Raw genomic sequence first — 23,029 nt, forward strand, 5'->3', positions numbered from 1 at the left:
CGCAATGACAAATTAGTCAATACTTTTATTTATATATATTTGTATTATTTTATATTTATATAAACTTAAAGTCAGGCAGATCGGCCGGGCATGTTCTTTGCGGTAACTTTAAGCTTCGTCCACCTTCGAAGAAACTCATTGCTTCCTGAATCGTCAAAAAAGCGCCAAGCCGCAATCGGCCTGACGCTAATCTTAATAGTATGTGCTATAGCCCGGTTCTTAATACTCGCTGCTGTTCTGCACGAGAACCGGCTCCGGATACGCATTGCTCAAGACGCGGCGCTGCTTCTTCACGACATCCGGCGGTTCTACCGCAGGTGCCATCGGATGCAACAGCCAGGACTTCACAAGATGAGTATCTGAAACCTTGTACATTGGCGGTTCTTTCTCCATGTCAATCGCCATGGCATATGTGCTCCGCAGTGCGAAGGCATCACCCTTAGGCGGCTTGATCAGATCGGGAGGTGTTCCCGGAATCGCTGTAAGCAGGGAACCCTTGCTCTCAAGGCTAGGCATGGAAGCCAGCAAGCCCCAAGTATACGGATGTCTTGGATCATAGAAGATCTCTTCCGCTGTGCCCATTTCAACGATTTGACCGGCGTACATTACGGCTACACGGTCTGCCATTCTCGCCACAACCCCAAGGTCATGGGTGATGAAAATGATCGCTGTATCAATCTTCTTCTGCAGGTCCTTCATCAGATCCAGGATCTGTGCCTGAATGGTAACGTCAAGCGCGGTTGTCGGCTCATCGGCAATCAGGAGCTTAGGGTTAGCGGCAAGTGCCATAGCAATCACGACACGTTGGCGCATCCCGCCGCTGAACTCATGCGGGTACTGCTGGAAACGGCGTTCAGGTGAAGGAATTCCCACCAGATTAAGCAGCTCGATGCCGCGTTTGTAAGCAGCTTCTTTAGTGATTTTCTCGTGCTTGAACAGTACTTCGGTAATCTGTCTGCCGACTTTCATCATCGGATTCAGCGAGGTCATCGGATCCTGGAAAATCATACCGATTTCTTTACCGCGGATTTTTTGCATTTGCTTCTCATTCTTGCCGATCAGATCTTGTCCATCGAACAGAATCTGTCCACGCTTATATTCGCCCGCAGGCTGAGGAACCAGCTTCATGACTGCTTGCGAGGTTACGCTCTTACCGGAACCGGATTCGCCTACAATCGCCAGAGTCTCCCCTTTATTTACATGAAAGCTGACACCACGGATTGCTTGGACTTCTCCTCCGCGTGTTCTGAATGATATAGCTAGGTCTTTTACCTCTAAAAGGCGCTCCATCCTGTCACCCTCTCTGCTTCTTTTCAAATTATGATAATAATTCTCAGTAGCCAAAAAACACGCAATAATATTATTTTATCTATCATTAGGGGGTCACGTCAAGATTTTTCTGAAAACGTCACCGTAACAAATCATCATTCTCAGCTGCTGTTATGTCTTGTCCTGTTCTTCATCATGCCCCATACAAGCAGTGGTGTCAGGATCAGCATGAGCAGCACCGACCACCCTATGTCAGCTTCGCTGACAACATTCTCATACAGCAGGCGGTAAAAAGCATATATCGAGTACGGCAATGCTACGAGCACAGCAGTCACTACACCCGGGGTGTACAGCCTCAGAACAATACTTTGTGCCAAATGTGTGAAGACATGCAGCAGAAACACAGCGAGCACGGCTAAGTAGAGCCAGTAGAACTCTAAAAACACCGCAACGAAGGTTACCCCCACTATCAGAATATACACGAAGAGCACATCCATAGCAAAATTCCTGGTGGTCATGCCCATCATAGGCGCCAGGCGCTTCTGCAATGACGGGGAAAGCGACGATGTTATAGCTGGACCGTATTTGTTCCCCCATGCCTCAACTGTAAGAATTTCCTCAAAATCATGAAACATGAAGAATACAGGCAGCAGCCAGAGCAAGCTTGTTACGTCCATATGTATTTGCAGCCAGTTCAACATCATAACATCCGTCTCCTTTCGCGGGAAAGTTGTCATCCGGTATGTTCTCTGCTGCCCGTCGTCCCTGCCTTACTTGCGGGAATAACATTCAATGAAGTAAATTAGATCAATATAGCAATCATACAGCCTGATCTGGGAGCTCAGATGTTTCTTCACTTCATTATAAGGATCACCTGAGAGGTTCACCATGAGAAAATACTCACTCCGAATCAGGCAACTCCTCTCGATTCTACAATCCCTGCAACCATCGATGAAAGCGAGGTCAATATTATAATGATCATAAAACCCAGAACGCGCGGTTTCATCTGTACGACTGCCCACCCCGCAGGCTGTGCGCATCAGGTACAGCAGCAAGTGAACTATGTACAAAATCAGGGAAAATTTACAGGCCCCCGCAATGTACTCGTAATCGGGGCTTCAACCGGGTATGGACTTGCAGTCAGGATTGCTGCAGCCTTCGGTGCAGGAGCAGCAACTGTAGGTGTCTATAGACCCAGCACAGCCAGCGAGACGCGGACGGCCTCCGCAGGCTGGTATAATTCCGCAGCTTTTGAGGAAATGGCCTATACAGCCGGCCTGTGCTCCTACAGCGTATGCGGGGACGCTTTCACCGCTGAAACGAAAGAACGGACCATAGAGTTGATCCGCAGTGAGCTCGGACAAGTTGATCTTGTCATTTACAGCGTAGCCTCGGCACGCAGAACAGACCCAGAGACCGGAGAAGTTCATCAGTCTGTATTGAAGCCGATCGGCAGCACTTATACCAATACAACGGTCAATTTCCATACCGGAGAACTAAGCACGGTACAGATTGAACCGGCCACCGAAGCTGAAATCGATGACACGGTTCATGTGATGGGCGGAGAAGACTGGCAGCTCTGGAATGAAGCGCTCCGGAATTCCGGTGTTCTGGCCGCAGATGCGGTCACCCTCGCCTTCTCCTATATAGGTTCGGAGCTAACACAGGCCGTCTACCGCGACGGCACCATCGGCCGGGCTAAAGATCATCTGGAAGCCACAGCCTTACAGCTGAATGCCCAATTATCACCAAGCGGAGGCCGCGCCTATGTAGCAGTCAGCAAGGGCCTGGTCACCCAGTCCAGCTCGGCGATCCCTGTAGTTCCGCTCTACATCTCCGTCCTCTACAAGGTCATGAAAGAACAGGGACTGCACGAAGGCTGCATCGAACAAGCATACCGGCTGTATACCGGTTTCCTGTACAACCCGGAAGGGACTCCGGTAGACGGACAAGGGCGTATCCGGATTGATGATCATGAGATGAGCCCCGCTGTGCAGACAGAAGTGGACCGCATCTGGCCCAAGCTAAGTACGGAGAATGTCTATCAATATTCCGATCTGGACGGCTACAGACGTGAGTTCTTCCAGCTGTTCGGCTTCGAGACTGACGGCGTTGACTACGAAGCAGACATTAATCCCGTTATCGCCATCCGTAACAGGTACTAAGTGCTGACTGAAATCCTTCTGTTCTGATGTACTCAACAACAGCCAGGAGGCCGGATCTCCGAAGAGAACCGGCCTCCTGTTTGTATTATCCTGTTACAGCCGAGAACAGCTTCCAGGACTCCGCGAGGTTCTCGTGGGCCCAGTTTACATGATTCTCATCCTTATACTGGCGTGAATAACATTCAATTACCATGATAAGATCCAGATACAGGTCGTACAGCCGCTTCCGCAGCAATTCGTCCGGACTGCTGAAAACTGTCCCGTACCCTTCATAGAACGCTTCCGAGTTCTCGAAATGCCGGAAATAATACTCCAGCAGCACATCGCCCCACATGGCCCGCTCCCAGTCAATAATAGATACGATCCTGCCATCCTGCACAAAAATATTACCGTTCCACAAATCCCAGTGTACAAGACGCGGCTGCGTCACTGCATCCAGCGCAGGCAGATAACGCCCCAGCGCCTGCTCAATTTCCGGCAGCGATGCAGGTAACGCGGCATCCAGTCTCACAGCATCCTGAAGCACATTCAGCAGCATCGCCTTGAAGGTCTCCCTCCAGGCCATTCCGCCTCCGGCAGGATCTGCACCGAATAATCCAAAGACTGGCCCTTTAATCTCATTGATCAGACGCTGGTACCGCCCGAGTTCATACTCGATGGAAGAACGTTGCTCTGGAGACAGGCTCTCCTTCACATCACTGTACGGCTCACCTTCAATCTTCTCCATGAAGAAATAAGGGCATGGAATCAGCTGCAGGCTCTCATCATAACTGTAGACTTCAGGCACAGGAATCCCGCCTGCGGCACGGACCAGGCGGAGCGCTCCGACTTCAGCACGCATAATATTCTTCTCATAGCTAAGCACCGCTGTCTCCGGCCCAGGAGCAACCTTAAGGATGACCGACCGTCCATCGCTTAGCTCCAGATCATATCCTGTATTAAAAAAACCTCCGGTCAGCTCTCTGCTGCTGACAACCGCTACATCTGCACCGAAGGCGCTGGCTGCCAATAGACTCAGCTCCTGGTCATTCAGCTTGACCTTGGTGAAGCTCTCCATCTGTTAGACCCACCACATCTCGGAAAGAGGCTCTTCAATAAGTACCTGGCGGAGATTGTCTACAGCCTTGGAGAAGCCTTCCTCAATGGACATCAAGCCATCTTCGTGTTCAATGCTGACCACATAGTCGTATCCTACAAGGCGGAGCGCACTCATCATGTCCGCCCACACCTTGACATCATGTCCGTAGCCTACGGAACGGAACTGCCATGCGCGGTCAAGCATATTCGTATAGGACTGCATATCGGTCAGGCCATGCTTGTTGACATTGACCGGATCGATTACCGTATCCTTCGCATGGAAGTGATGAATTGCGCCTTCACGGCCCAGAATATGAATCGCCTGCACCGGATCAATCCCCTGCCACCACATATGGCTCGGGTCAAGGTTCGCACCGATGGCTTCCCCTGCGGCTTCTCTTAGTCTCAGCAGCGTAGCTGGCGTATGCACCGAGAATCCTCCGTGCAGTTCAAGGCCAATCTTCACATCATGCTCAGTTGCGAAAGCAGCCTGCTCCGTCCAATAAGGGATCACTTTGTTCTCCCATTGCCAGGTCAGGATCTCCTGGTAATCATTCGGCCAAGGTGCAACCGGCCAGTTCGGGTATTTCGCGCCTTCGTGGTCACCAGGGCAGCCGGAGAAGGTATTCACAACCTTAACACCCAGCTTCTGTGCCAGCTTAACCGTGTTCACGAAATCCTCATGATCCTTGGCTGCCAGCTCCTTCTGCGGATGCAGCGGGTTGCCGTGACAGCTAAGCGCACTGATAATCAGACCGCGGGATTCTACCGCGTGCTTGAATTCCTTAAGCGCCGCTTCATTCTCAAGCAGCAGCTTCGGATCGCAGTGGCTGTTGCCGGGATAACCTCCGGTGCCGATCTCAACTGCCTTCAGCCCTTTGGATGCTACGTAATCCAGCGCTTCCTCCAGCTTGCGGCCGCCGAACAATACCATAAATACTCCAAGTTTCATTGATGTTGCCACCTCTCCCTGATCAGTTCTCGTATCTTGTTATGCACCGTAGATATCGAAATTCTTGATGGTCTCATTCTTCTCTGCCGCTTCAAAGATAGCTTCAATCAGAATAAGCACACGCAGCACTTCAGCGTTCTTGACAATCGGTTCAGCTGTACCTTCGATTACAGCAGCCAGATTATCATAGAAGCTGGAGGATAGCTCAGACGCCGCCGGCAGGTCTCCGGTAATTGTCGAGCCTTCCGATGGCGGAGCCATCGTCTTGGTTAAGCCTACACCTGCACGGATCGGTGTCGGTTCTATTTTCTCGGATGCGTTATTGCGGGTGACTATTCTTCCTCTCAGAGACCAGTCCTCAATAATAGCCGTTCCCTCAAGTCCCTTCACATACCATCTTGGCAGCGTGATAAAGTTGGTGGTTCCGACTTCAACGATGGCTTTGATCCCATTCTCAAACTGCAGGCTGGCCTCGAAACCGTCATCCACATCATTGCCGAGAATATAGCTCAGGCTGCTGCTTACGCTTGTGACTTTGCTGTCAATCATGAACAGCAGCTGATCCAGCAGATGAACGCCCCAGTCCAGCAGCATCCCTCCGCCCTGTGCTTTCACATGACGCCAGTCGCCGGGAATCCCGTTAGCACCATGCACCCGGGACTCAAGCTGGAAGAGTGATCCAATCGTCTCCTTCTCATACATCTCCTTGATTACGCGGAAATCCTCATCCCAGCGTCTGTTCTGGTGCACCATCAGCACACGTCCGGCCGCATCTGCCGCTGCCTGCATCTCGGTAAATTCGGCCGAAGACATGGCCACCGGCTTCTCACAGACCACATGCTTGCCCGCCTGAAATGCACGAACAGCAATATCCTTGTGCACATCATTCGGTGTAGCGATCAGAATAATGTCCACCTCCGGATCTGCCAGTACTTCCTCATAGCTGGAATAAGCGGTGTAACCTGCTTCGGCAGCCAGAGCGCGCCGCTCCTCCAGCAGATCGAAGGCTCCGCTCACTATCACGCGGTCACTTTCTTTAATTAATTGCGTGTGATAGCTTCCCATTCCGCCGTAACCAACGATAACTACAGTATGTTTGATTGAACTCATGGATTCCACTCCTGTTTTCTCTAATAGTCGCGTGAACCGGAGGTGCTCTTAGTTGTCAGAACTTCCGTCAAAATAAACGGCACGACCGGTACGTGCTGATTCATACACTGCTTCAAGGATCTGGGTAACAACAAAAGCCTGCTCCGGCAATACAACCGGATCTTTATCTTCTCTTACCGCTTCCAGCCACAGACGCGCTTCACGGTCAGCTTCAGTCTCAGCAGCACCGGAGTAGAAGGCTACTCCGCCTGATCCAAGATCAACCTTGGTTTCGTACAGGCGTCCGGCACGTTCGCCGTTCAGACGCAGGCCGTCCTTCATGTCTGCTCCGCCCTCCGTACCGGCGAGCATCGTTTTGGCTTCACCAAATTCTGACACATTCAGCGCCCAGCTGGCTTCAAGCACAATTGTAGCACCGTTCTCCATTGTAATGAAGCCGAATGCGGAATCTTCCACCTTGAATTGTTCCGGATCCCATGGACCGAAAGCATTCGCCGCATTCTTCTTCTGGCCCAGCTTGTGGAAGGTAGAGCCTACAACCATACGCGGTTTGTAGTTATCCATCAGCCAGAGCGTCAGATCCAGTGCATGTGTACCGATATCGATCAGCGGTCCGCCGCCCTGCTTCTCTTCATCCAGGAATACGCCCCAAGTCGGAACGGCACGGCGGCGAAGCGCAATAGCCTTACCGTAATAGATATCGCCGAGTTCTCCGCTCTCGCACAGCCCCTTCAGATAATCACTGTCTGCGCGGAAACGGTTCTGATAGGCAATGGACAATTTCTTGCCTGTGCGCTTGGCGGCATCCAGCATTTCCTTCGCCTGGGCAGTGGTCTTCGCCATCGGCTTCTCGCACAGCACGTGATTGCCGGCTTCGAGGGCGGCCACAGTGATCTCGGAGTGGCTGTCGTTAGGTGTACATACATGCACGATGTCGAATCCGCCGGCAGCCAGCAGCTCACGGAAATCGGTGAATACAGCAGCGCCTTCAGCGCCGTAGGTCTTGGCAGCCTCTTGAGCACGTTCTTCTTCGATGTCACAGAATGCCACCATTTCGGCATCCGCCTGACGGGAAAGACTTGGCATATGTTTGCCGTTTGCGATACCACCGCAACCGATAATAGCAATTTTGAGTTTGTTAGACATGAATATTTCCTCCTTGATTACCATATGATTTGATCCAATTCAAACTGTCAGCTACACTGGCAAGCGGTGAACGGCTGCAATAATCCTGTTCAACCACTGCCCATTCCACACCAGCCGCCGCTGCTGCTTCAATAATTGCAGCCAGATCGACTTCACCTTCACCCAGTACAACAGTCTCCGGAGAACCGTCTTCGCGTTTCTTCAGGTCCTTGAGGTGGATGATCGGCAGGCGTCCTGCGTATTTATTGATGTATTCTACCGGATCATATCCGCCATAATACACCCAGCATGTGTCCATTTCCACTTGAAGCTGCTCAGCAGGCACCTCTTCGAACAGGTAGTCAAAAGCTGTGCGGCCGCCCACCTTCTCCGTGAATTCGAAATCATGATTATGATAAGAAAGAACAGCTCCGCCTGCCCGGCATTTGTCGCCGATCAGCCGCAGGTTCTTAGCCACTTCAGGCCAATTACGCTGTTCTTCCGTCAGAAATGGCACGATCAGATTACGGTTGCCAATCTCCAGATTGAAGCTGATTTCCTGTTCCGTATCGTTCAGCATAACATCGTACGGGCGATGCGCTCCGAGAGCAATGAGTCCTGTTTCCTCAAGCAGTGCCTTCACCTGCCCGGCCGTCCGGCCGAAATAGTGGAAGAATTCCACACCGCTGTAGCCCAGTTCGGCAACCTTGCGTATTGTCCCTTCGAAATCCTGTTCCAGTTCGTCTCTCAGCGTATACAGCTGAAGTCCTACCTTCAACATTATTGCTCTCACTCCTAAGTTTGATCCGAGAGTCCGACTGATCTTGCCGCCACCGCCCTTTGCCCCGCACCTATGCCAGGCATTCCACCTGAACAAACGGGCTGTAAACATAGGATGTAATATAGCTGTCTATCTGCCATCCGCTGCTTCCAGTGTTTGCCTATGTAGCGATCAGAGCCGCAATACAGCCTCCCCCACATCATTTGTATGTTTTTTGCTTAGGTACATGGTAATATGAAAGCGTATATAATAAAATGAATAATATGATTAAAACATGAACAATCTGCTTATCATTTAACAACTAGGAGGACTCATGACACCTAACGCAGCCTGCCACATCCTATCCGCCGGATTCTCCTTCCACCGCAAGCCGTTTCATATGTCCCGCAGCGAAGGCGTCCAGTATTATCTGCTGCGCCTCCAGACCGAAGGACGCAGCCGGACCATGGAGGGCGGAGTCATCACTACTGTGGAGAGCGGCAATCTGATGCTCTTCGCACCGACCGATCCCTACTACTTAAGTATCGACAAGGAAGTCTACCCTGTCGGCAAGCCGCGGATTGAGAGCGGTGACTATCATATTTTCTGCAGCGGTCCCTGGATTGAAGAATGGTGGGGACGCAAGCATCGCCCGGCCGTACTCCGGCTGCCGCTCAGCGATCATATTCTTGGCCTGTTCCGCCAGCTTGTACTGGAGCAGCGCCGTTTATCGGATTCTTCACCGGATATCTCCGCGTGTTATCTGCAGATTCTATGTATGGAGATTGACAGGCTGATGTCCGAGCAGCCGGCAATTTCACCCAAGGCCTATCTTGCTTACCGGATGAAGCAATATGTCGAAGAGCATGCCGCGTACGCCTTCCGTCTGGAGGATGTGGCCGGCCATGTCGATATTTCCGTCTCCCGCGCGGTTCATCTGTTCAAAGAGGCGTTCGGCACTACGATTGTGAAATATGTAAATGACGTCAGGCTGGATATGGCCAGGGAGAAGATTACCTTCAGCCCGATGCCGCTGGAGCATGTATCTGAAACTTGCGGGTTTGCCAACTATACGTACTTCCACCGTGTCTTCCGCAGCCGGTTCGGAATGTCACCCAAGCAGTACCGTATTCATAGCAGGGCGCAGGCGTAAGCTCACGAGACCAGGAGACATGCAAAAGGAGCGCCATCACCATAGATCCGCTCCTTGTGTTTGACTTTATTCAATTGCTGGCGCTTGCCGGGTGTCATCCGTACATGCTGGGAGATGGCGCCGTAATCCTGATTCATCCTGCGGTTTCTTTCGGCACACCAGGTGCCGGAGCGTTCTGCCTTCAGCAGAGCTTTTTGCGTGCGTGTACGTGCCATATGCGGTAACACTCCTTGTCATAAGCTTATTCAGTACATGCGTTACATGCGGTACTGTTATCTTAATTTTAACATAATCACCACACCGCTGCCCGGTATAATTAACTATAATTGTTTATTCCTTTTCGGTCAGCTTAAACCGCCTTGTCCCCGGCTTGCGGCGGTGCAGCTTATTACAGTATTCTTGATGGACAAGGTACATGCGTCTGGCAGAAGAAAGTCATCAGTTATACTTAGAATGGAATAGGCAGAATCAGGAGGAGATATTAATGAAATACGATGTGCTGTATGACGGCGCTTTTGCCATGCTGAAGGTAGTCCTGGAGTCAGGCGAAAGTGTGAAGGCGGAGATGGGGGCGATGGTCGCCATGTCGCCGAATGTGGAGCTGAGAGGCACGGTAGACGGCGGTCTCATGCGCGGACTCGGCCGGATGCTGAGCGGGGAGAAATTCTTCTTCCAGGAGCTGACCGCCACCCGCGGACAGAGTGAAGTGTTGCTCTCACCAGGGGCAATCGGGGATATTCAGGCTATTGAGCTGGACGGATCGTACAAGCTGATGGTGCAGAAGGATGGTTTCCTGGCTGGAACCCACGGTATTCAAGTGAACACCAAAATGCAGAATCTGACCCGCGGCCTATTCTCCGGCGAAGGCTTCTTCATTGTAGAAATCAGCGGCAGAGGTACGGTCTTTCTCTCTTCCTTCGGAGCCATTCACGCCATCAACCTCGGCCCTGGCGAGGAAATGATCATTGATAACGGCCACCTCGTGGCCTGGCCGGATTATATGGATTATAAGGTGGAAAAGGCAGCCTCCGGCTGGCTGAACAGCTTAACCAGCGGGGAGGCACTGGTCTGCCGGTTCCGCGGCGAAGGTGTTGTTCTGGTCCAGACCCGCAATCCCGGAAGCTTCGGGACGTGGATCAAGTCCTTCGTGCCGAACCGGCCGTAGCAGCGGCGGGCTGCCGATTCCGAACATAAAAATAGATTGAACTTGTATAGAATAATCACAGGTTCAATCTTTTTGGAATTTCATCCGCGTTTGACCGGGTACTTAGGCCATCAGCTTGTCGAAATGACTGGAAATGAGCTGAATCATATCTTCCGGTGTAACCATCTCGGGATAGATCACACTATGGACGACCAATCCGTCTACTAATGCATGCAGCGTCTTGATTTCCCGGTCCAGATCCAGGTCCTTTCTTAACAGATTCACGGCATCCAGGTACTCCATCATCTGGCAGAAGCCGCTATACAGCCCGTTATGTACTTCCTTTTTCAGCGCCTGTATGGCGGGGTCCGCTGCTGCCCGTCCGACAAAAGCCAGCCAGACCTCCGCTTCCGCTCTCCTCTCTTCATCAATAGGCATTAATTCATGAATCAGCCTTTCCACATCCTCCCGGGGATTCCCCGAGTATTGAAAGACCTCAACTCTCTGGTAACTTCGTTCACTCACAAGTCTCATGGAAAAGGCAAGCAGCTCGGATTGGCTGGCAAAATAATGCCGCAGCGATCCCAGCGACATGCCCGCCTCCCTGGCAACATTCCGCACGGATACAGCTTCCAGACCATCACGCCGGATGATCCGCCAAGCCGCCTCCGCCAGATGATTACGGCGTTCGTCATGGTCCACTTTTTTTGGCATAACGTCATTATAGCATGTGCACCAGCCTCATATCCCTGCTCCATAAGTCGCAAATGCGCTGATTCTCCGCTGCAATCAAATAAAAAGACGCCGGCTGTTAAATCAGCCCTGCGTCTTTGAATGTGCCCCTGCTGCGGCTCAGGATACAGCCCGGCATTCTTTATCGCCCTTGCAGCCGTTTCCCTTGCAGGTATTATAGGTGCCTTTGAAATCAAGCCGGTGATCGGTCACACTGAAGCCGTACTCACGGGCCAGCCGCGCTTCAAGGTCCGCCAGCCAATCATCCTTGATCTCCTCCAGCTTGCCGCATACACTGCAGATCAGGTGGTGGTGCATATGAACATGATCGTCACCGCGCAGGTCGTAGCGGGCAACGCCATCGCCGAAATTCATCTTTTCTACAATATGAAGTTCACACAGTAGCTCCAAGGTACGGTATACGGTCGCAAGTCCCAAATGCGGATAACTGCGCTTGACCAGCATATAGACCTCTTCCACGCTTAAGTGATCCTTCTCGTTGTCCAGCAATACTCTTACTATAGCCTCGCGCTGTGGCGTAAGCTTATAATTCTGCGCCGCAAACTGCTGGCTGATATTTGCTACTCGGTTCACCCGGGTTCCCACCTTTCCGGAAGTTGAACAATTCCCGACAATAATTAGTAATCTTTACGATATAAGCATAACAAACTTGTCCGTCAAAGAAAAGGCCTGACACCAGTATAACATCACTTTTCCCCAAAAACGTATAAATAGGTTCTGCGGATTATGATTATATTATCGCCGGCTAGTCTTACGCCCAATCCGAAGTGCGCCCTCCCTCCATACCTTATATAGACTAAATCTCTTATAAGTGAGGATGATCCGGATGGTGAAAATAAAACCTAAGCAGACCCAGCGGCTTGTGACAGCCCGTGTACTGCGCAGAGTAGCCACGGCCATGCTGCCGTTCTACCGGAAAATTGCCGGCAACAGCAGTTATGCCGCTGATTGGACAACCGCTGTTGTCTCCGCAGATCTTGATCTGATGGGCAGACTGCTGGCCAGAATTCCCACCCTTGCCAGGGTAGAGAATTATGGGACGAACGGCATCGGCTATTTCATCTCGTTTCCTTTTCCGCTGCCGGTTGCGTTCTACACGAATGGAACAACGATTCCGCCGGGCACGGTCCAGTTCACCTTCAGTACAGCAGCCCACCGGAGCATCGCACGGGCCGTTATTCCGCTCTACCGGGAGCTCTCTGTAAATAACAGCTTCGCGGAGAGTCTGGCTGCAGCCATCCGGCGCAGGGACCGCGGTGCGGTAACAGCGATGGTACGCAGCCTCGTCACAGCGGATTCGCTTAAATCCGTAACCATTGAAGAGAGCGGGATCGCGCTGCTGTTCAGAACCCGGTTCAGTAAATACCCTTACCGCAACCTGCTGTTTCAGGAAATGATGTAGAACGTCTGCAACCTTTTCTATTGTCATTGCGTCATTAGAGTCAAGTTGAAACGGTTACGCCGTCCTGTAACGGACAATCACCGGATCAGCGGGAAATCTAGTGGTACAACCTACAATAGAGGTGGAATTCAGATGAGTATCAAAAAAAACACGATCGCAGCTTTTACAGCCGTAACGCTTCTTACCTTCTCTTTCGGCGGACAAATTTTTGCAGCCGGCAGCAGCTTTAAGGATATTGACAGTGTAACCGGTAAGGACAAAATCAACTCTCTGAAGCAGCAGGGCCTGATCAAAGGGATATCGGATACCCAGTTTCTGCCCGCATCCACTGTAACTACAGCACAAGGCGTTCAGTTTATAACGGGCGGACTCCAGCTTAGTCTGGCCGCAATCAGTTTCAACAAGGCTCCCGTAGCCAGTGCGATCTTCTCCAAAGTAAAAGACAACGCCTGGTACGCAGAAGCCTTCATCAATGCACACTATAATGACGTGGATATTCCCGCTGATATTGATCCATCCAAACCGATTACCAAAGAGCTGTTCACCAGCCTGCTGATTCAAGGCGTTGAGAAGGCAGGCAACTTGCCGATGATCAACATCGTGCCGGTGGATATCACCGATGCAGATGCGCTTGAGCCATCCTACCAGGGCACTATCCAGCGGTCCCTGAAATACAACATCAACACACTGGATGCTAACGGCAAGTTCAACCCGAAGAGCCAGCTCACCCGCGCCGAAGCGGCAATTATGCTCTACAACGCACTGGACTATTTGAACTCACGCAGTGATGCAGCAACACAGAACTAACTAATGGCTGAGTAATCCTTCATGCCCTCCCCCGCGCATGATGAATTTACAAGCAGAAAAGGCAGTCCGGGATTCCCCTCCCGGACTGCCTTTTTGCATTAATGCCAACATTCGTTTAGTCTTCTCCGCTGAGCCGGTTCAGGAACTGCAGGGCGCGCGGATTCTTCGTCTGCTCCAGCACCTGCTGCGGAGTCCCCTGCTCCAGAATGACCCCGTTATCCATTAAGATGATCCGGTCGGCCACATCGGCCGCGAATTTCATCTCATGGGTAACAATGACCATCGTCATTCCTTCCCGGGCCAGCTGCTTGATGACCTTCAGCACCTCACCGACCAGCTCCGGATCGAGCGCCGAGGTTGGCTCATCGAACAGCAGCACCTCCGGCTCGACCGCCATCGCCCGGGCAATCGCCACGCGCTGCTGCTGGCCGCCGGACAGCTGATGCGGATAGGTATCCGCCTTGTCGGCCAGCCCTACCTTGTCCAGAAGGGCAAGCGCCTTCGTTCTGGCTTCCTCCCTGGAACGCTTCTGAACGGTCACCTGGCCCTCCATTACATTGCCGAGTGCCGTCATATGCGGGAACAGATTGTAGGACTGGAAGACCATTCCCGTCTGCTGGCGCAGAGACAGCACGGTACGCTGTTGAATTTTGCCGCCGGGAGTGAAATCCAGCTTAATATTATTCAGAGCCAGGCTGCCCTTGTCGGGAGTCTCCAGCAGGTTGAAGCATCGCAGCAGGGTGGTTTTGCCGGAGCCGGAAGGTCCGATAATGACCATCACCTGGCCATGCTCAACGGTAAGATCAACACCCTTCAAGACCTGCAGCGGACCGAAGGATTTATGTAAATCACGTATTTCAATCATGGGTATGCCTCCTTAACTGGCCGAATACCGGTCCAGCCGCTTCTCCAGGTATTTCTGCAGCACCGATAATACTGAGCAAAATAACAGATAAAATAATCCCGCTTCGCAATACAACAGCAGCGGTTCATAGGTAGTGGCTGTAATTTGCTGAGCTTTTCTGAACATTTCTACATATGTGATGCTTGCTGCAAGTGATGTATCCTTCACCAGACTAATGAATGAATTGGATAATGGCGGAACCGATACCCGGGCAGCTTGAGGCAGAATCACCCGCCGCAAAGCCTGTCCACGGCTCATCCCGACGGAGAAGGCAGCCTCCCATTGGCCTTTATGTATAGAGAGAATAGCCGCCCGGACAATTTCCGAGGAGTATGCCCCGACACTAAGGGTGAAGCCGATCACAGCTGCGATGAACGGATCAAGCACAATGCCTACCGTAGGCAGCCCGTAGAAAATAATAAACAGCTGCAGCAGCAGCGGTGTTCCGCGGATGACCCAGACGTAGAAGCCGGCAATCAGCTTCGGAATTCTCCAGGAAGAGAGCCGCACAAGCGCAGTAATTACAGCAAGTGTAAGCCCAAGCGCAAAGGAGACCAGGGTCAGCGGAATGGTAAAAGCCACCCCGGCTTTGAACAGAGGCAGCAGTGAATCGAGAAATATTTGTATTTTGCGGTCATCCATCGTTCTGACATCCTTCTTGGAACGGCAAGGCGGAAGCACAACCGGCTCCGCCTTGAGTCCATAAGTTATTTGAGACTGCCGTTACACAGGCAAGCTTATTTCGATACATCAGCTCCGAAGTATTTCTCGGAAATCTTCAGATATGTCCCATCATCATGCATGGCAGTCAGCGCTTCATTCACTGCCTGTACAAGCTCATCGTTACCCTTCAGGAAGACCGCTGCACTATACGAGCCTTCTGCAATCTCATCCACCTGCTTGATCTTGATATCCGGCTTCTGCTTCTTCAGATCCAGGAAGGACAAGCCATCATTGACGGTTGCATCAATCCGGCCGGAGGTCAGCAGATCAATTGCCTGATTGAAGCCTTCTGTGGATACAATCTCTGCACCGTTATCCGTTGCAATCTGTCCGAGGTTACTTGTCAGGGACTGGCCGGCTTTCTTGCCCTTGAGGTCCGCGAATGATTTGATATCTTCATTATCTTCACTGACGATCAGCACAGCCTTGGATACGATATACGGGTCAGAGAAATCATATTTCACTTTGCGCTCATCCGTAATGGAAACTTCATTGAAGATCGTATCGAACCGCTTGGCATCCATACCGGCAAAAATACCGTCCCACTGAGTCTCGATAAACTCGGCTTCCACGCCCAGACGTTTAGTTACTTCTTCAGCAATTTCGACATCGAAGCCGGTCAGCTTGCCGTCGGCATCATGATATGTGAACGGGGCATAGGTGCCTTCTGTTCCGATACGCAGCTTGCCGCTGGCTTTGACAGCTTCCAGGCTATTCTGCTCAGCAGGTGCCGCACTATCTGTAGCTGCTGCAGTAGGTTCAGCCGCCGTATTGCCGCCTGTTGCTGCATTATTGTTATTGTTGTTGCCGCATGCCGCAACCACGGCCATGGTCAGGAGCAGCATAATTGTCAGACTAAGTTTTTTCATAAGATTAATCCCCTCTCATCTCTCTTTATGTTCCGGACTTGCCGGCAAAATGAATCGTAACATTGAGCTGTTACATCCGTCAATAACTTTTTCCGATAATAAACATCGGATTTATGCTATATCGGTTTTTGATAGTTTAGCTTGCCCCGAAATATGCTTATGCATCAGGATTACCCAGGAAAGATTACCGTAAGCGCTTGGGTGGACACTCCACGAACGGACCGTTGTTCCAATCGCTGTTGTGCCCAGATTTTATTTATTCTCCTTAGCGGTGAAAATCCGGGCACAAAGGCGAACGCTCCGCTTTTCCACAATCAGTCCGTCCTCTCCGCTGTTTAAGTGGATGGCAATCTAAATGATCAAAAACGCAAAACAGCGACTCCCCAGTAACGGAGAATCGCTGCTCTAAATCTTACCGGGTTCTTATTTATAACGGTATCAAATCAACCAGACTGCTTAAACTATTACAACCACCCGCGCTGATTGGCAGCTGCACCTTAACCGTGCATGATTTCAGGCACCGCTTTCTCCTTGGAGCCTCCGCTTTCTGATTTGCGGCCCCGGCGCAGCAGCAGCCCAAGGACGGCGCCGCCTAAAGCTACAAAAATCATAATGTGGAAGGTATCCGCAAAGCCCTGGGCCAATACAGTCTGCTTGGCCAGCTGCAGGGCCTCCTTCGAGGCTCCGTCCACCGTCTGCCCGGCAGCGGCTGCCGCCCCCTGCATTTCAAGACCACGCGCGGAGGTTCTGGCCGTCAGAATCGTAACCAGTGTCGACACTGCAAGTGAGTTGATGACCTGCTGCATCGAGTTGGTGAGGGAGGTTACCCGGTTGACCAGATCGCCTGGCGCCTTGTTCAGCAGATGCGTATTCATCGGCATCATCATCATCCCCATCCCTGCACCGCACATAATCAGCGGAAGAATGAGATCACGGCTCTGGGTGGTCAGATCCACATGGGAATACTGGAACAATGCGCCAGAGACCAGACTGAGTCCGCAGACCACCAGCCAGCGCACTCCGATCCGGTCGAACAGAATGCCGGCAATCGGCATCATCAGCCCGGAAGCAATGGCCTGCGGCAGCAGGGTCAGTCCGGTATCAAATGCGCCGAAGCCGCGGGCCTGCTGCAGAAACTGCGGCAGCAGAAATAAAGCACCGTATAAGCCGAACTGGGCGATCCACTGCACGATAATTCCGGTGGTGAAATCCACAGATTTCAGAATCCGCAGCTCCAGCAAAGGGGTCTTGGAACGCAGCTCGGCAATGACAAAGGCAATCAGTGCAACAGCTCCCAGAGATAACCCGATTAGCGTTTTGTCCGAGGTCCAGCTCTGCGCCCCCTGGCTTACACCGTAAGTGAGTGAAGCAAAAGCCAGCGGTCCGAGCACCATTCCGAATTTATCCATGCCGGGAACGGTGTTCTTCGCCGCATTCGGCAGCTTACGCAGCCCGATCAGCACACAGATAATACCGATGGGGATATTAATCAGGAAGATCCAGCGCCAGGAGTGGTATTCCACCAGCCAGCCGGACAATACAGGACCAATCGCCGGTGCGAACAGCACGGGAATTCCCATAATCCCCATAACAACGCCCACTTTACTCTTCGGAGCCAGTCTGTATACATACGCCATCCCGACCGGGAGCACACAACCCCCTCCAAGACCCTGCAATACCCGGAAAACGACCAGCCATTCTGCACTGCTTGGCGTTGCACACAGAATCGAGCCAACCGTAAACACAATAACGGCTGTCAAAAAGACATTCTTAGCCCCGAACCGGTCAGACAGCCAGCCCGACAGCGGAATCACCGAAGCCTGCGCAAGCATATATCCGGTTACAACCCACTGCAGTGTGTGCAGATCTGTTTTGAAATCCACGACCAGCCTGGATAAAGCCACATTCATTGCTGTACTGTCCAGGACAACCATAAATACGCCGGCAATAATCGCCAGCAGCGGAACTAAAATGCTAGATAACCGAAAATCCGCATCCTGCTTCAAGGTCTGATTCATACTCCTTCTCCTCCTGAACTGTCCGCTTCAACCACGTTGACCTGCGGGCAGGTTTGTCTATATAATTAGTGAACGGACAATTGTCCGTTATCGCATTTCATAGTCTACGGACAATTGTCCGATGTGTCAAGCGGAATACGCCAATTCCCCACACTTGATTCGTTTACCGGTAGAATAGAGACTTCTTAGTACGCACTGTAGGCATAAATGTTGTATATTTTGCAGCTTTGATTCATGGATAGCCGGGTATCCGGATGGATTGTTGTAGGAAATGCAAGAATATGAAAGGGGACATCATGAAAAAAACAGAGACAGAAGTTGAACCTGTAACATCAGCTCCGGGGAACATAGAGAACACAGAGAACAAAGATAACACAGTGAACACAGACATCGCTGCAAAAGAACCCGCCGATCCCTATATGCAGCGGATACTCGAGGCGGCCCGCCAGCTGTTCACCGAGAGCGGCCTCGAAGCTGTCAGTATGTACGGCATCGCCAAACGGGCCGGCATAGGGCAGGGATCGCTCTACCGCCGCTTCACTGATAAGGGCGAAATCTGTTCCGCCCTGCTGCTGGACAGCACCGAGCAGTTTCTGTCGGGAATGGAACAGCAGCTCGCTGCCAGCGCCGGTGAAACGGCTGCCCTCACGCATCTCCAGAGCAGCATTGAGCAGGTCGTTGGTTTCATTGAGCAATATGCGGAGCTCTTGAATATGATCAAATCCGAATTCACCGGCAAGAAGCAGCTTACCCAGTTCGAACATCCTTTTTTCCAGCGGCTCGGGGTGATTATGGGTGAACTTCTGCACCGCGCATCCGCGAATGGAGAGATTATCGGGATCGATCCCCGCTTCGCTGCCACAGCGCTGATCTCTGTACTTAGTCCCGATCTTTACCTGTATGAACAGAAACGGAACGGCTCCTCCAAAGAGGAAATCTCGCGGGGAATTGTTGCATTGTTCATCACCGGCCTCTCCAAGCGCTGAGCACAGGCTCTTTACAAGCGGGGAAATTATGGTATATTAAGTAGCAATTACGAATTCAATAGCACCTGTTATTTCACTAGGGGAGTCGGCCGACTGAGACGGAGCTTAAGCTCCGGACCCTTGGAACCTGATCTGGATCATACCAGCGGAGGGAAGTGGAGCAGAATGTATCAGCGGTTCCGCGTCTTTGCAAACTGACTGTACCTTCAGGCCCATTCATTTCCTCCGGAAATGGATGGGTCTTTCTTGTTTTCGTAGCGTAATCACTTTTCCTAAGGAGGCTTGCTTCCCCATCCTATGATCAACATCGCTAACCTGTCCTATTCTTTCGGCGCAGCTTCAAGGGCTCCGGTCTTCTCCGGGATCTCCATGAAGGTCCGCCGCGGGGAGTTCATCTCCGTTGTGGGTGCCAGCGGCTGCGGCAAAAGCACGCTGTTCAAGATTATCGCCGGCCTGCTGGAACCCGGCAGCGGCGAGGTTGCCCTGCACGGGCAACCGCCTAATAGCGCCTCGGAGCGGCTCGGCCAGGTCGGCTATATGCCGCAGCAGGATCTCCTGCTGCCCTGGAGAACCGTACTGGACAATTGCCTGCTGCCCTGGGAACTGAAGCGGAACGGCTCCAAAGAGGAAGCCGTTATTCAGATCCGCAGCATGCTGCAGCAGTTCGGTCTTGGTGAGACCGGGGCTGCGTATCCGCATGAGCTGTCGGGCGGTATGCGCCAGCGGGTTGCAGTACTCCGCACCATTGCCGCCGGGAATGATCTGCTCCTGCTGGACGAGCCGTTCGGGGCACTGGACGCCATAACCAAGCGGGAGCTTCACCGCTGGCTGCTGGAATTATGGTCGGGACTGGACAAGACTGTGCTGTTCATTACCCATGACCTTGAAGAAGCGCTTCTGCTTAGTGACCGTATCTATCTGATGACCGGCGGTGCCGGGGGCGGTATGCAGGAGTTCATCACCGGTCTTCCCCGCCCCAGACATCATAGTCTGAATTACGAACCGCAGTTTGTTGCCCTGCGGCAGGATTTGGAGCTGAAGCTGTATGACAACCGTCTTCTATAGAAGATTGCTGCGGGAATACAGCCCGTCTATTCTGCTCGTGCTGCTGATCTTTGCGGTCTGGGAAACGGTGTCCCGGCTGGGGCTGATTCCTCCGTTCATCCTGCCGGCTCCCACGGCCATCTGGAGCGCTCTGATGGAGGAGCGGGGTTTGCTCTTCGGTGTGCACCTGCCCGCAACACTGCTTGAGGTACTTACAGGCTTCGCTCTGTCCGTCTTCTGCGGAAGTCTGCTGGGAACAGGCATGCATCTGTTCAGGCCGCTGGCCAAAGCGCTGTATCCGCTGCTGATTATCAGCCAGACGATTCCGCTGGTTGCCCTCTCTCCCCTGTTTATCATGTGGTTCGGCTATACCTTGTGGAGTAAGGTTGCCGTAGTGTTCCTGACCGCCTTCTTCCCGGTGGTTGTCGGCACCTACGACGGGCTGGGCAAGAATACGGAGCAGTACCGTGAGCTGCTGCTTACCTTAGGCGCAAACCGCTGGCAGATTCTCCGCAAGGCTGCTGTTCCGCTGGCCCTGCCGTCCTTTTTCTCCGGACTGAAGCTGTCGGTGGTGTACTGCGTCATTGGAGCTACCATCGGCGAATGGCTTGGAGGCAGCCGGGGGCTCGGTTATTTCAGCCGGAGAATGGCCGGCAATCTGCAGAGTGCCGAGATGTTTGCCGCTGTTGTGCTGCTGTCCGCCCTTGGGATCACTTTGTTTCTGTGTATTGCTACGCTCGAGAAGTTATTTCTGAAGAAAAGAGGACGTTATTCATGACTCCAATCCGCTATAACCGTTATCCCTACACCCGTAGTGCTCAACCTTATAAGTTGCTGCCTTATGTATTGCTCCTGTCTGTTCTCTTGGTTCTGCCAGGCTGCGCCGGCAATAACGGGTCGGCTGGCAATAACGTGCCGGCTGGCTCCGGCTCATCATCGGCATCATCCGCTCCGGCGGCAGCCGCAGACGGTACAGCCCATAAGCTGACGATCATGCTCGACTGGTATCCGAACGCCGTTCATTCCTTTTTGTATGCGGCACAGAGTGAGGGGTATTTTGCCGAAGAGGGGCTCGATGTTGAGATACAGATGCCTGCCGACAGCAACGACGCGCTGAAGCTGGTAGCTGCCGGACAAGTCGATCTGGCCCTCAGCTACCAGCCGCAGGTGCTGATGGCCCGGGGAGAGCAGATTCCGGTCAAATCCGTCGCCGCTCTGGTACGGCATCCCCTGAACCATCTCATGGTTTCCGCAGACAGCGGAATAACCCGCCCCGGGGAGCTCTCAGGCAAGCAAGCCGGTTACTCCTCCATTCCGCTGTATGAAGCCATGCTGCACACTATGATCCAAACCGATGGCGGTGATCCCGCCGCCCTGAAGCTGATTGACGTCGGCTTTGAGCTTATCCCTGCCCTCTCCACCGGGCGTGTGGATGGAATTATGGGCGGCTTCATCAACCATGAGCAGCTGATATTAGAACAGGAAGGCCATCCTGTGCGTTCTTTCAATCCGGTAGACTACGGGGTTCCTGATTATTATGAGCTGGTGCTGGTCGCAAGTGAGCAGGGTCTGCAGGATTCCTCGGAATATTTCCAGAAATTCATGAATGCTGCGCGCAAGGGTCAGCAATTCGTCACTAAGCAGCCGGAGCAGGCGCTGAAGCTTCTGCTGGAGCATCAGGATGCCACCGCACCGCTTGATGAAGCCATCGAGAAGCGCAGCCTGGAGATTCTGCTGCCGCTGATGGACGCCGGGTCACAGCCCTTCGGTTATCAGGATACCGCTTCCTGGGAGAATGTCCGCAAATGGCTGAGCGAGGGCGGTCTGCTGGCAGAGCAAGTTGACAGTGCGGATGCTTTTATTAATTTATAGAACATGCTTTCGAAGTTAGTTTTGCGAAGTGATCTCAAGGATGCGTATGCCATCAAAACTTTCAGGAGGAATAATTCATGTCTTTTCTATCCAAGGTACGGCTGGCAAATCCGCTCGTACATAACATTACTAATATTGTTGTGGCTAATTTCACCGCTAACGGACTGCTGGCGCTGGGGGCTTCCCCGTTCATGGCCGACGCACTGGAAGAGGTGGCGGATGTTGCCGCGATGTCAGGGGCGGTCGTGCTGAACATCGGTACACTGAATGAAGCCGCCATCGCTTCAATGGTGAAGGCTGGACAAGCCGCAAACCGGCATGGTGTCCCGCTCGTGCTTGATCCCGTTGGAGCAGGCGCTACACCGTACCGCACTGACGTTACCGCGAAGCTGCTGGGTGAGCTGCAGCTGACCGCTCTGCGCGGTAATGTGGCCGAAGTAGCCAATGTCGCCGGAGAGCGCTGGGCCAGCAAAGGCGTCGATGCCGGAGCAGGTGAAGGCGATGTGATCGCCTTGGCGAACAAGGCTGCGCGGAAGCTGAACTGCGTGGTGATCATCACCGGCAAGGAAGATATCATTAGTGACGGCACGCGCACCTACATCGCCAGCAACGGCCATTCCATCCTGACCCAAGTCACGGGAACCGGCTGTCTGCTCAGTGCCGTAGTTGGCGCATTTCTTGCAGTAAGCGGAGGGAATGTGCTTGAGGCAGCAGCCGAAGCACTCTCGTTCTACGGCGTGGCGGCCGAGATTGCCGCTGAAGCCGCTGAAAGACAAGGACCCGGCAGCTTCCAGATGGAGTTCCTGAATCAATTGTCCCTGGTGACACCAGATATCTACAGCAGCCGGTCACGCCTGCAGCTGCTTGAACAATAACCGCACCTTAAAGGAGAATAA

Annotated in this window: 24 protein-coding genes and 1 riboswitch; of the genes, 10 read left to right on the top strand and 14 right to left on the bottom strand. The window is 52.5% G+C overall.

Annotated elements, in window-relative coordinates:
* Positions 1-219: 219 nt before the first annotated feature.
* Together MHI42_RS04625 and MHI42_RS04630 are read right to left on the bottom strand one after the other, a co-directional pair.
* Complete coding sequence (locus MHI42_RS04625) at positions 220-1,290, bottom strand: ABC transporter ATP-binding protein (protein WP_171719257.1); 1,071 nt, start codon at positions 1,288-1,290, stop codon at positions 220-222.
* Between the two features lie 140 nt (positions 1,291-1,430).
* Positions 1,431-1,973 (bottom strand): HXXEE domain-containing protein, encoded by a 543-nt coding sequence (locus tag MHI42_RS04630; RefSeq protein ID WP_342422944.1) that lies wholly within the window; start codon positions 1,971-1,973, stop codon positions 1,431-1,433.
* Between the two features lie 270 nt (positions 1,974-2,243).
* Between MHI42_RS04630 and fabV the strand changes: the two genes are divergently transcribed.
* Positions 2,244-3,434 carry an enoyl-ACP reductase FabV gene (fabV, locus tag MHI42_RS04635; protein ID WP_342422945.1) on the top strand — a complete coding sequence of 397 codons (1,191 nt, stop codon included), beginning with the start codon at positions 2,244-2,246 and terminating at the stop codon, positions 3,432-3,434.
* Between the two features lie 85 nt (positions 3,435-3,519).
* On the opposite strand, the gene MHI42_RS04640 is transcribed toward fabV, so the two are convergent.
* Genes MHI42_RS04640 through MHI42_RS04660 form a run of 5 tightly spaced genes read right to left on the bottom strand, consistent with a single transcriptional unit; the run spans position 3,520 to position 8,479 of the window.
* Positions 3,520-4,491 (bottom strand): aminoglycoside phosphotransferase family protein, encoded by a 972-nt coding sequence (locus tag MHI42_RS04640; protein ID WP_342422946.1) that lies wholly within the window; start codon positions 4,489-4,491, stop codon positions 3,520-3,522.
* A gap of 3 nt (positions 4,492-4,494) precedes the next feature.
* On the bottom strand, positions 4,495-5,463 hold the full coding sequence (locus MHI42_RS04645) for a sugar phosphate isomerase/epimerase (protein WP_042136766.1): 969 nt from the start codon (positions 5,461-5,463) through the stop codon (positions 4,495-4,497).
* Between the two features lie 39 nt (positions 5,464-5,502).
* A complete protein-coding gene (locus tag MHI42_RS04650; protein ID WP_342422947.1) occupies positions 5,503-6,573 on the bottom strand; it encodes a Gfo/Idh/MocA family oxidoreductase in 1,071 nt (356 codons plus the stop codon).
* Between the two features lie 48 nt (positions 6,574-6,621).
* Positions 6,622-7,719, bottom strand: coding sequence for a Gfo/Idh/MocA family oxidoreductase (locus tag MHI42_RS04655; RefSeq protein WP_342422948.1), 1,098 nt, complete (start codon positions 7,717-7,719; stop codon positions 6,622-6,624).
* Positions 7,712-8,479, bottom strand: a complete 768-nt coding sequence (locus tag MHI42_RS04660; protein WP_342422949.1) for a sugar phosphate isomerase/epimerase — start codon at positions 8,477-8,479, stop codon at positions 7,712-7,714. The genes MHI42_RS04655 and MHI42_RS04660 overlap by 8 nt, the downstream gene beginning before the upstream one ends.
* A 313-nt stretch (positions 8,480-8,792) precedes the next feature.
* Between MHI42_RS04660 and MHI42_RS04665 the strand changes: the two genes are divergently transcribed.
* Positions 8,793-9,611, top strand: coding sequence for a helix-turn-helix domain-containing protein (locus tag MHI42_RS04665; RefSeq protein ID WP_039303582.1), 819 nt, complete (start codon positions 8,793-8,795; stop codon positions 9,609-9,611).
* Positions 9,612-9,613: 2 nt separating this feature from the next.
* Here the strand turns inward: MHI42_RS04665 and MHI42_RS04670 are convergent, their stop codons facing one another.
* Positions 9,614-9,826 carry a hypothetical protein gene (locus MHI42_RS04670; protein WP_342422950.1) on the bottom strand — a complete coding sequence of 71 codons (213 nt, stop codon included), beginning with the start codon at positions 9,824-9,826 and terminating at the stop codon, positions 9,614-9,616.
* A 269-nt stretch (positions 9,827-10,095) separates the two neighbouring features.
* On the opposite strand from MHI42_RS04670, the gene MHI42_RS04675 reads away from it, so the two are divergent.
* Entirely contained in the window at positions 10,096-10,776 is a 681-nt protein-coding gene (locus MHI42_RS04675) for a TIGR00266 family protein (protein WP_076244752.1), read from the top strand.
* A gap of 102 nt (positions 10,777-10,878) precedes the next feature.
* Here the strand turns inward: MHI42_RS04675 and MHI42_RS04680 are convergent, their stop codons facing one another.
* Together MHI42_RS04680 and MHI42_RS04685 are read right to left on the bottom strand one after the other, a co-directional pair.
* Entirely contained in the window at positions 10,879-11,469 is a 591-nt protein-coding gene (locus tag MHI42_RS04680) for a TetR family transcriptional regulator C-terminal domain-containing protein (protein WP_342422951.1), read from the bottom strand.
* 138 nt (positions 11,470-11,607) lie between these two features.
* On the bottom strand, positions 11,608-12,081 hold the full coding sequence (locus MHI42_RS04685) for a transcriptional repressor (protein WP_171719249.1): 474 nt from the start codon (positions 12,079-12,081) through the stop codon (positions 11,608-11,610).
* Between the two features lie 253 nt (positions 12,082-12,334).
* On the opposite strand from MHI42_RS04685, the gene MHI42_RS04690 reads away from it, so the two are divergent.
* Together MHI42_RS04690 and MHI42_RS04695 are read left to right on the top strand one after the other, a co-directional pair.
* Positions 12,335-12,910 (top strand): hypothetical protein, encoded by a 576-nt coding sequence (locus MHI42_RS04690; protein ID WP_171719248.1) that lies wholly within the window; start codon positions 12,335-12,337, stop codon positions 12,908-12,910.
* 132 nt (positions 12,911-13,042) lie between these two features.
* A complete protein-coding gene (locus tag MHI42_RS04695) occupies positions 13,043-13,717 on the top strand; it encodes an S-layer homology domain-containing protein (protein WP_340987459.1) in 675 nt (224 codons plus the stop codon).
* Between the two features lie 115 nt (positions 13,718-13,832).
* Here MHI42_RS04695 and MHI42_RS04700 read toward each other — a convergent pair whose 3' ends face one another.
* The 4 genes from MHI42_RS04700 to MHI42_RS04715 all read right to left on the bottom strand — a co-directional run bounded on the left by MHI42_RS04700 (position 13,833) and on the right by MHI42_RS04715 (position 18,231).
* Positions 13,833-14,582, bottom strand: coding sequence for an amino acid ABC transporter ATP-binding protein (locus tag MHI42_RS04700; protein WP_342422952.1), 750 nt, complete (start codon positions 14,580-14,582; stop codon positions 13,833-13,835).
* A 12-nt stretch (positions 14,583-14,594) separates the two neighbouring features.
* Positions 14,595-15,263, bottom strand: coding sequence for an amino acid ABC transporter permease (locus tag MHI42_RS04705; protein ID WP_042136746.1), 669 nt, complete (start codon positions 15,261-15,263; stop codon positions 14,595-14,597).
* 95 nt (positions 15,264-15,358) lie between these two features.
* On the bottom strand, positions 15,359-16,213 hold the full coding sequence (locus MHI42_RS04710) for an amino acid ABC transporter substrate-binding protein (protein ID WP_171719245.1): 855 nt from the start codon (positions 16,211-16,213) through the stop codon (positions 15,359-15,361).
* A 497-nt stretch (positions 16,214-16,710) separates the two neighbouring features.
* Entirely contained in the window at positions 16,711-18,231 is a 1,521-nt protein-coding gene (locus MHI42_RS04715; RefSeq protein ID WP_342422953.1) for a DHA2 family efflux MFS transporter permease subunit, read from the bottom strand.
* A gap of 296 nt (positions 18,232-18,527) precedes the next feature.
* Here MHI42_RS04715 and MHI42_RS04720 point away from each other — a divergent pair, with 296 nt between their 5' ends.
* The 5 genes from MHI42_RS04720 (at position 18,528) to thiM (ending at position 23,008) form a co-directional block, all read left to right on the top strand.
* Positions 18,528-19,217: a TetR/AcrR family transcriptional regulator gene (locus tag MHI42_RS04720; protein ID WP_342422954.1), complete on the top strand. Its 690-nt coding sequence runs from the start codon at positions 18,528-18,530 to the stop codon at positions 19,215-19,217.
* Between the two features lie 68 nt (positions 19,218-19,285).
* A riboswitch (TPP riboswitch) is annotated at positions 19,286-19,388 on the top strand.
* 126 nt (positions 19,389-19,514) lie between these two features.
* The gene (locus MHI42_RS04725) at positions 19,515-20,282 is read left to right on the top strand and encodes an ABC transporter ATP-binding protein (RefSeq protein WP_342422955.1); all 768 of its coding nucleotides are present in this window, start codon (positions 19,515-19,517) and stop codon (positions 20,280-20,282) included.
* Positions 20,263-21,039, top strand: coding sequence for an ABC transporter permease (locus MHI42_RS04730; protein WP_342422956.1), 777 nt, complete (start codon positions 20,263-20,265; stop codon positions 21,037-21,039). The genes MHI42_RS04725 and MHI42_RS04730 overlap by 20 nt, the downstream gene beginning before the upstream one ends.
* Positions 21,036-22,133: an ABC transporter substrate-binding protein gene (locus tag MHI42_RS04735; protein WP_342422957.1), complete on the top strand. Its 1,098-nt coding sequence runs from the start codon at positions 21,036-21,038 to the stop codon at positions 22,131-22,133. The genes MHI42_RS04730 and MHI42_RS04735 overlap by 4 nt, the downstream gene beginning before the upstream one ends.
* Before the next feature lie 77 nt (positions 22,134-22,210).
* Positions 22,211-23,008 carry a hydroxyethylthiazole kinase gene (thiM, locus tag MHI42_RS04740; RefSeq protein WP_342422958.1) on the top strand — a complete coding sequence of 266 codons (798 nt, stop codon included), beginning with the start codon at positions 22,211-22,213 and terminating at the stop codon, positions 23,006-23,008.
* Positions 23,009-23,029 lie beyond the last annotated feature (21 nt).

Source organism: Paenibacillus sp. FSL E2-0178, assembly GCF_038593005.1.
GTDB lineage: Bacteria > Bacillota > Bacilli > Paenibacillales > Paenibacillaceae > Paenibacillus_AQ > Paenibacillus_AQ phytohabitans.

Excerpts from the sequence above, each read along its gene's own strand:
- MHI42_RS04725 (WP_342422955.1), top strand. The coding sequence starts at position 19,515 with ATGATCAACATCGCTAACCTGTCCTATTCTTTCGGCGCAGCTTCAAGG.
- MHI42_RS04680 (WP_342422951.1), bottom strand. The coding sequence starts at position 11,469 with ATGCCAAAAAAAGTGGACCATGACGAACGCCGTAATCATCTGGCGGAG.
- MHI42_RS04650 (WP_342422947.1), bottom strand. The coding sequence starts at position 6,573 with ATGAGTTCAATCAAACATACTGTAGTTATCGTTGGTTACGGCGGAATG.
- MHI42_RS04645 (WP_042136766.1), bottom strand. The coding sequence starts at position 5,463 with ATGAAACTTGGAGTATTTATGGTATTGTTCGGCGGCCGCAAGCTGGAG.
- MHI42_RS04705 (WP_042136746.1), bottom strand. The coding sequence starts at position 15,263 with ATGGATGACCGCAAAATACAAATATTTCTCGATTCACTGCTGCCTCTG.
- MHI42_RS04630 (WP_342422944.1), bottom strand. The coding sequence starts at position 1,973 with ATGATGTTGAACTGGCTGCAAATACATATGGACGTAACAAGCTTGCTC.
- MHI42_RS04735 (WP_342422957.1), top strand. The coding sequence starts at position 21,036 with ATGACTCCAATCCGCTATAACCGTTATCCCTACACCCGTAGTGCTCAA.
- MHI42_RS04640 (WP_342422946.1), bottom strand. The coding sequence starts at position 4,491 with ATGGAGAGCTTCACCAAGGTCAAGCTGAATGACCAGGAGCTGAGTCTA.
- MHI42_RS04665 (WP_039303582.1), top strand. The coding sequence starts at position 8,793 with ATGACACCTAACGCAGCCTGCCACATCCTATCCGCCGGATTCTCCTTC.
- MHI42_RS04710 (WP_171719245.1), bottom strand. The coding sequence starts at position 16,213 with ATGAAAAAACTTAGTCTGACAATTATGCTGCTCCTGACCATGGCCGTG.
- fabV (WP_342422945.1), top strand. The coding sequence starts at position 2,244 with ATGATCATAAAACCCAGAACGCGCGGTTTCATCTGTACGACTGCCCAC.
- MHI42_RS04715 (WP_342422953.1), bottom strand. The coding sequence starts at position 18,231 with ATGAATCAGACCTTGAAGCAGGATGCGGATTTTCGGTTATCTAGCATT.
- MHI42_RS04655 (WP_342422948.1), bottom strand. The coding sequence starts at position 7,719 with ATGTCTAACAAACTCAAAATTGCTATTATCGGTTGCGGTGGTATCGCA.
- MHI42_RS04695 (WP_340987459.1), top strand. The coding sequence starts at position 13,043 with ATGAGTATCAAAAAAAACACGATCGCAGCTTTTACAGCCGTAACGCTT.
- MHI42_RS04700 (WP_342422952.1), bottom strand. The coding sequence starts at position 14,582 with ATGATTGAAATACGTGATTTACATAAATCCTTCGGTCCGCTGCAGGTC.
- MHI42_RS04625 (WP_171719257.1), bottom strand. The coding sequence starts at position 1,290 with ATGGAGCGCCTTTTAGAGGTAAAAGACCTAGCTATATCATTCAGAACA.
- MHI42_RS04670 (WP_342422950.1), bottom strand. The coding sequence starts at position 9,826 with ATGGCACGTACACGCACGCAAAAAGCTCTGCTGAAGGCAGAACGCTCC.
- MHI42_RS04730 (WP_342422956.1), top strand. The coding sequence starts at position 20,263 with ATGACAACCGTCTTCTATAGAAGATTGCTGCGGGAATACAGCCCGTCT.
- MHI42_RS04720 (WP_342422954.1), top strand. The coding sequence starts at position 18,528 with ATGAAAAAAACAGAGACAGAAGTTGAACCTGTAACATCAGCTCCGGGG.
- thiM (WP_342422958.1), top strand. The coding sequence starts at position 22,211 with ATGTCTTTTCTATCCAAGGTACGGCTGGCAAATCCGCTCGTACATAAC.
- MHI42_RS04660 (WP_342422949.1), bottom strand. The coding sequence starts at position 8,479 with ATGTTGAAGGTAGGACTTCAGCTGTATACGCTGAGAGACGAACTGGAA.
- MHI42_RS04690 (WP_171719248.1), top strand. The coding sequence starts at position 12,335 with ATGGTGAAAATAAAACCTAAGCAGACCCAGCGGCTTGTGACAGCCCGT.
- MHI42_RS04675 (WP_076244752.1), top strand. The coding sequence starts at position 10,096 with ATGAAATACGATGTGCTGTATGACGGCGCTTTTGCCATGCTGAAGGTA.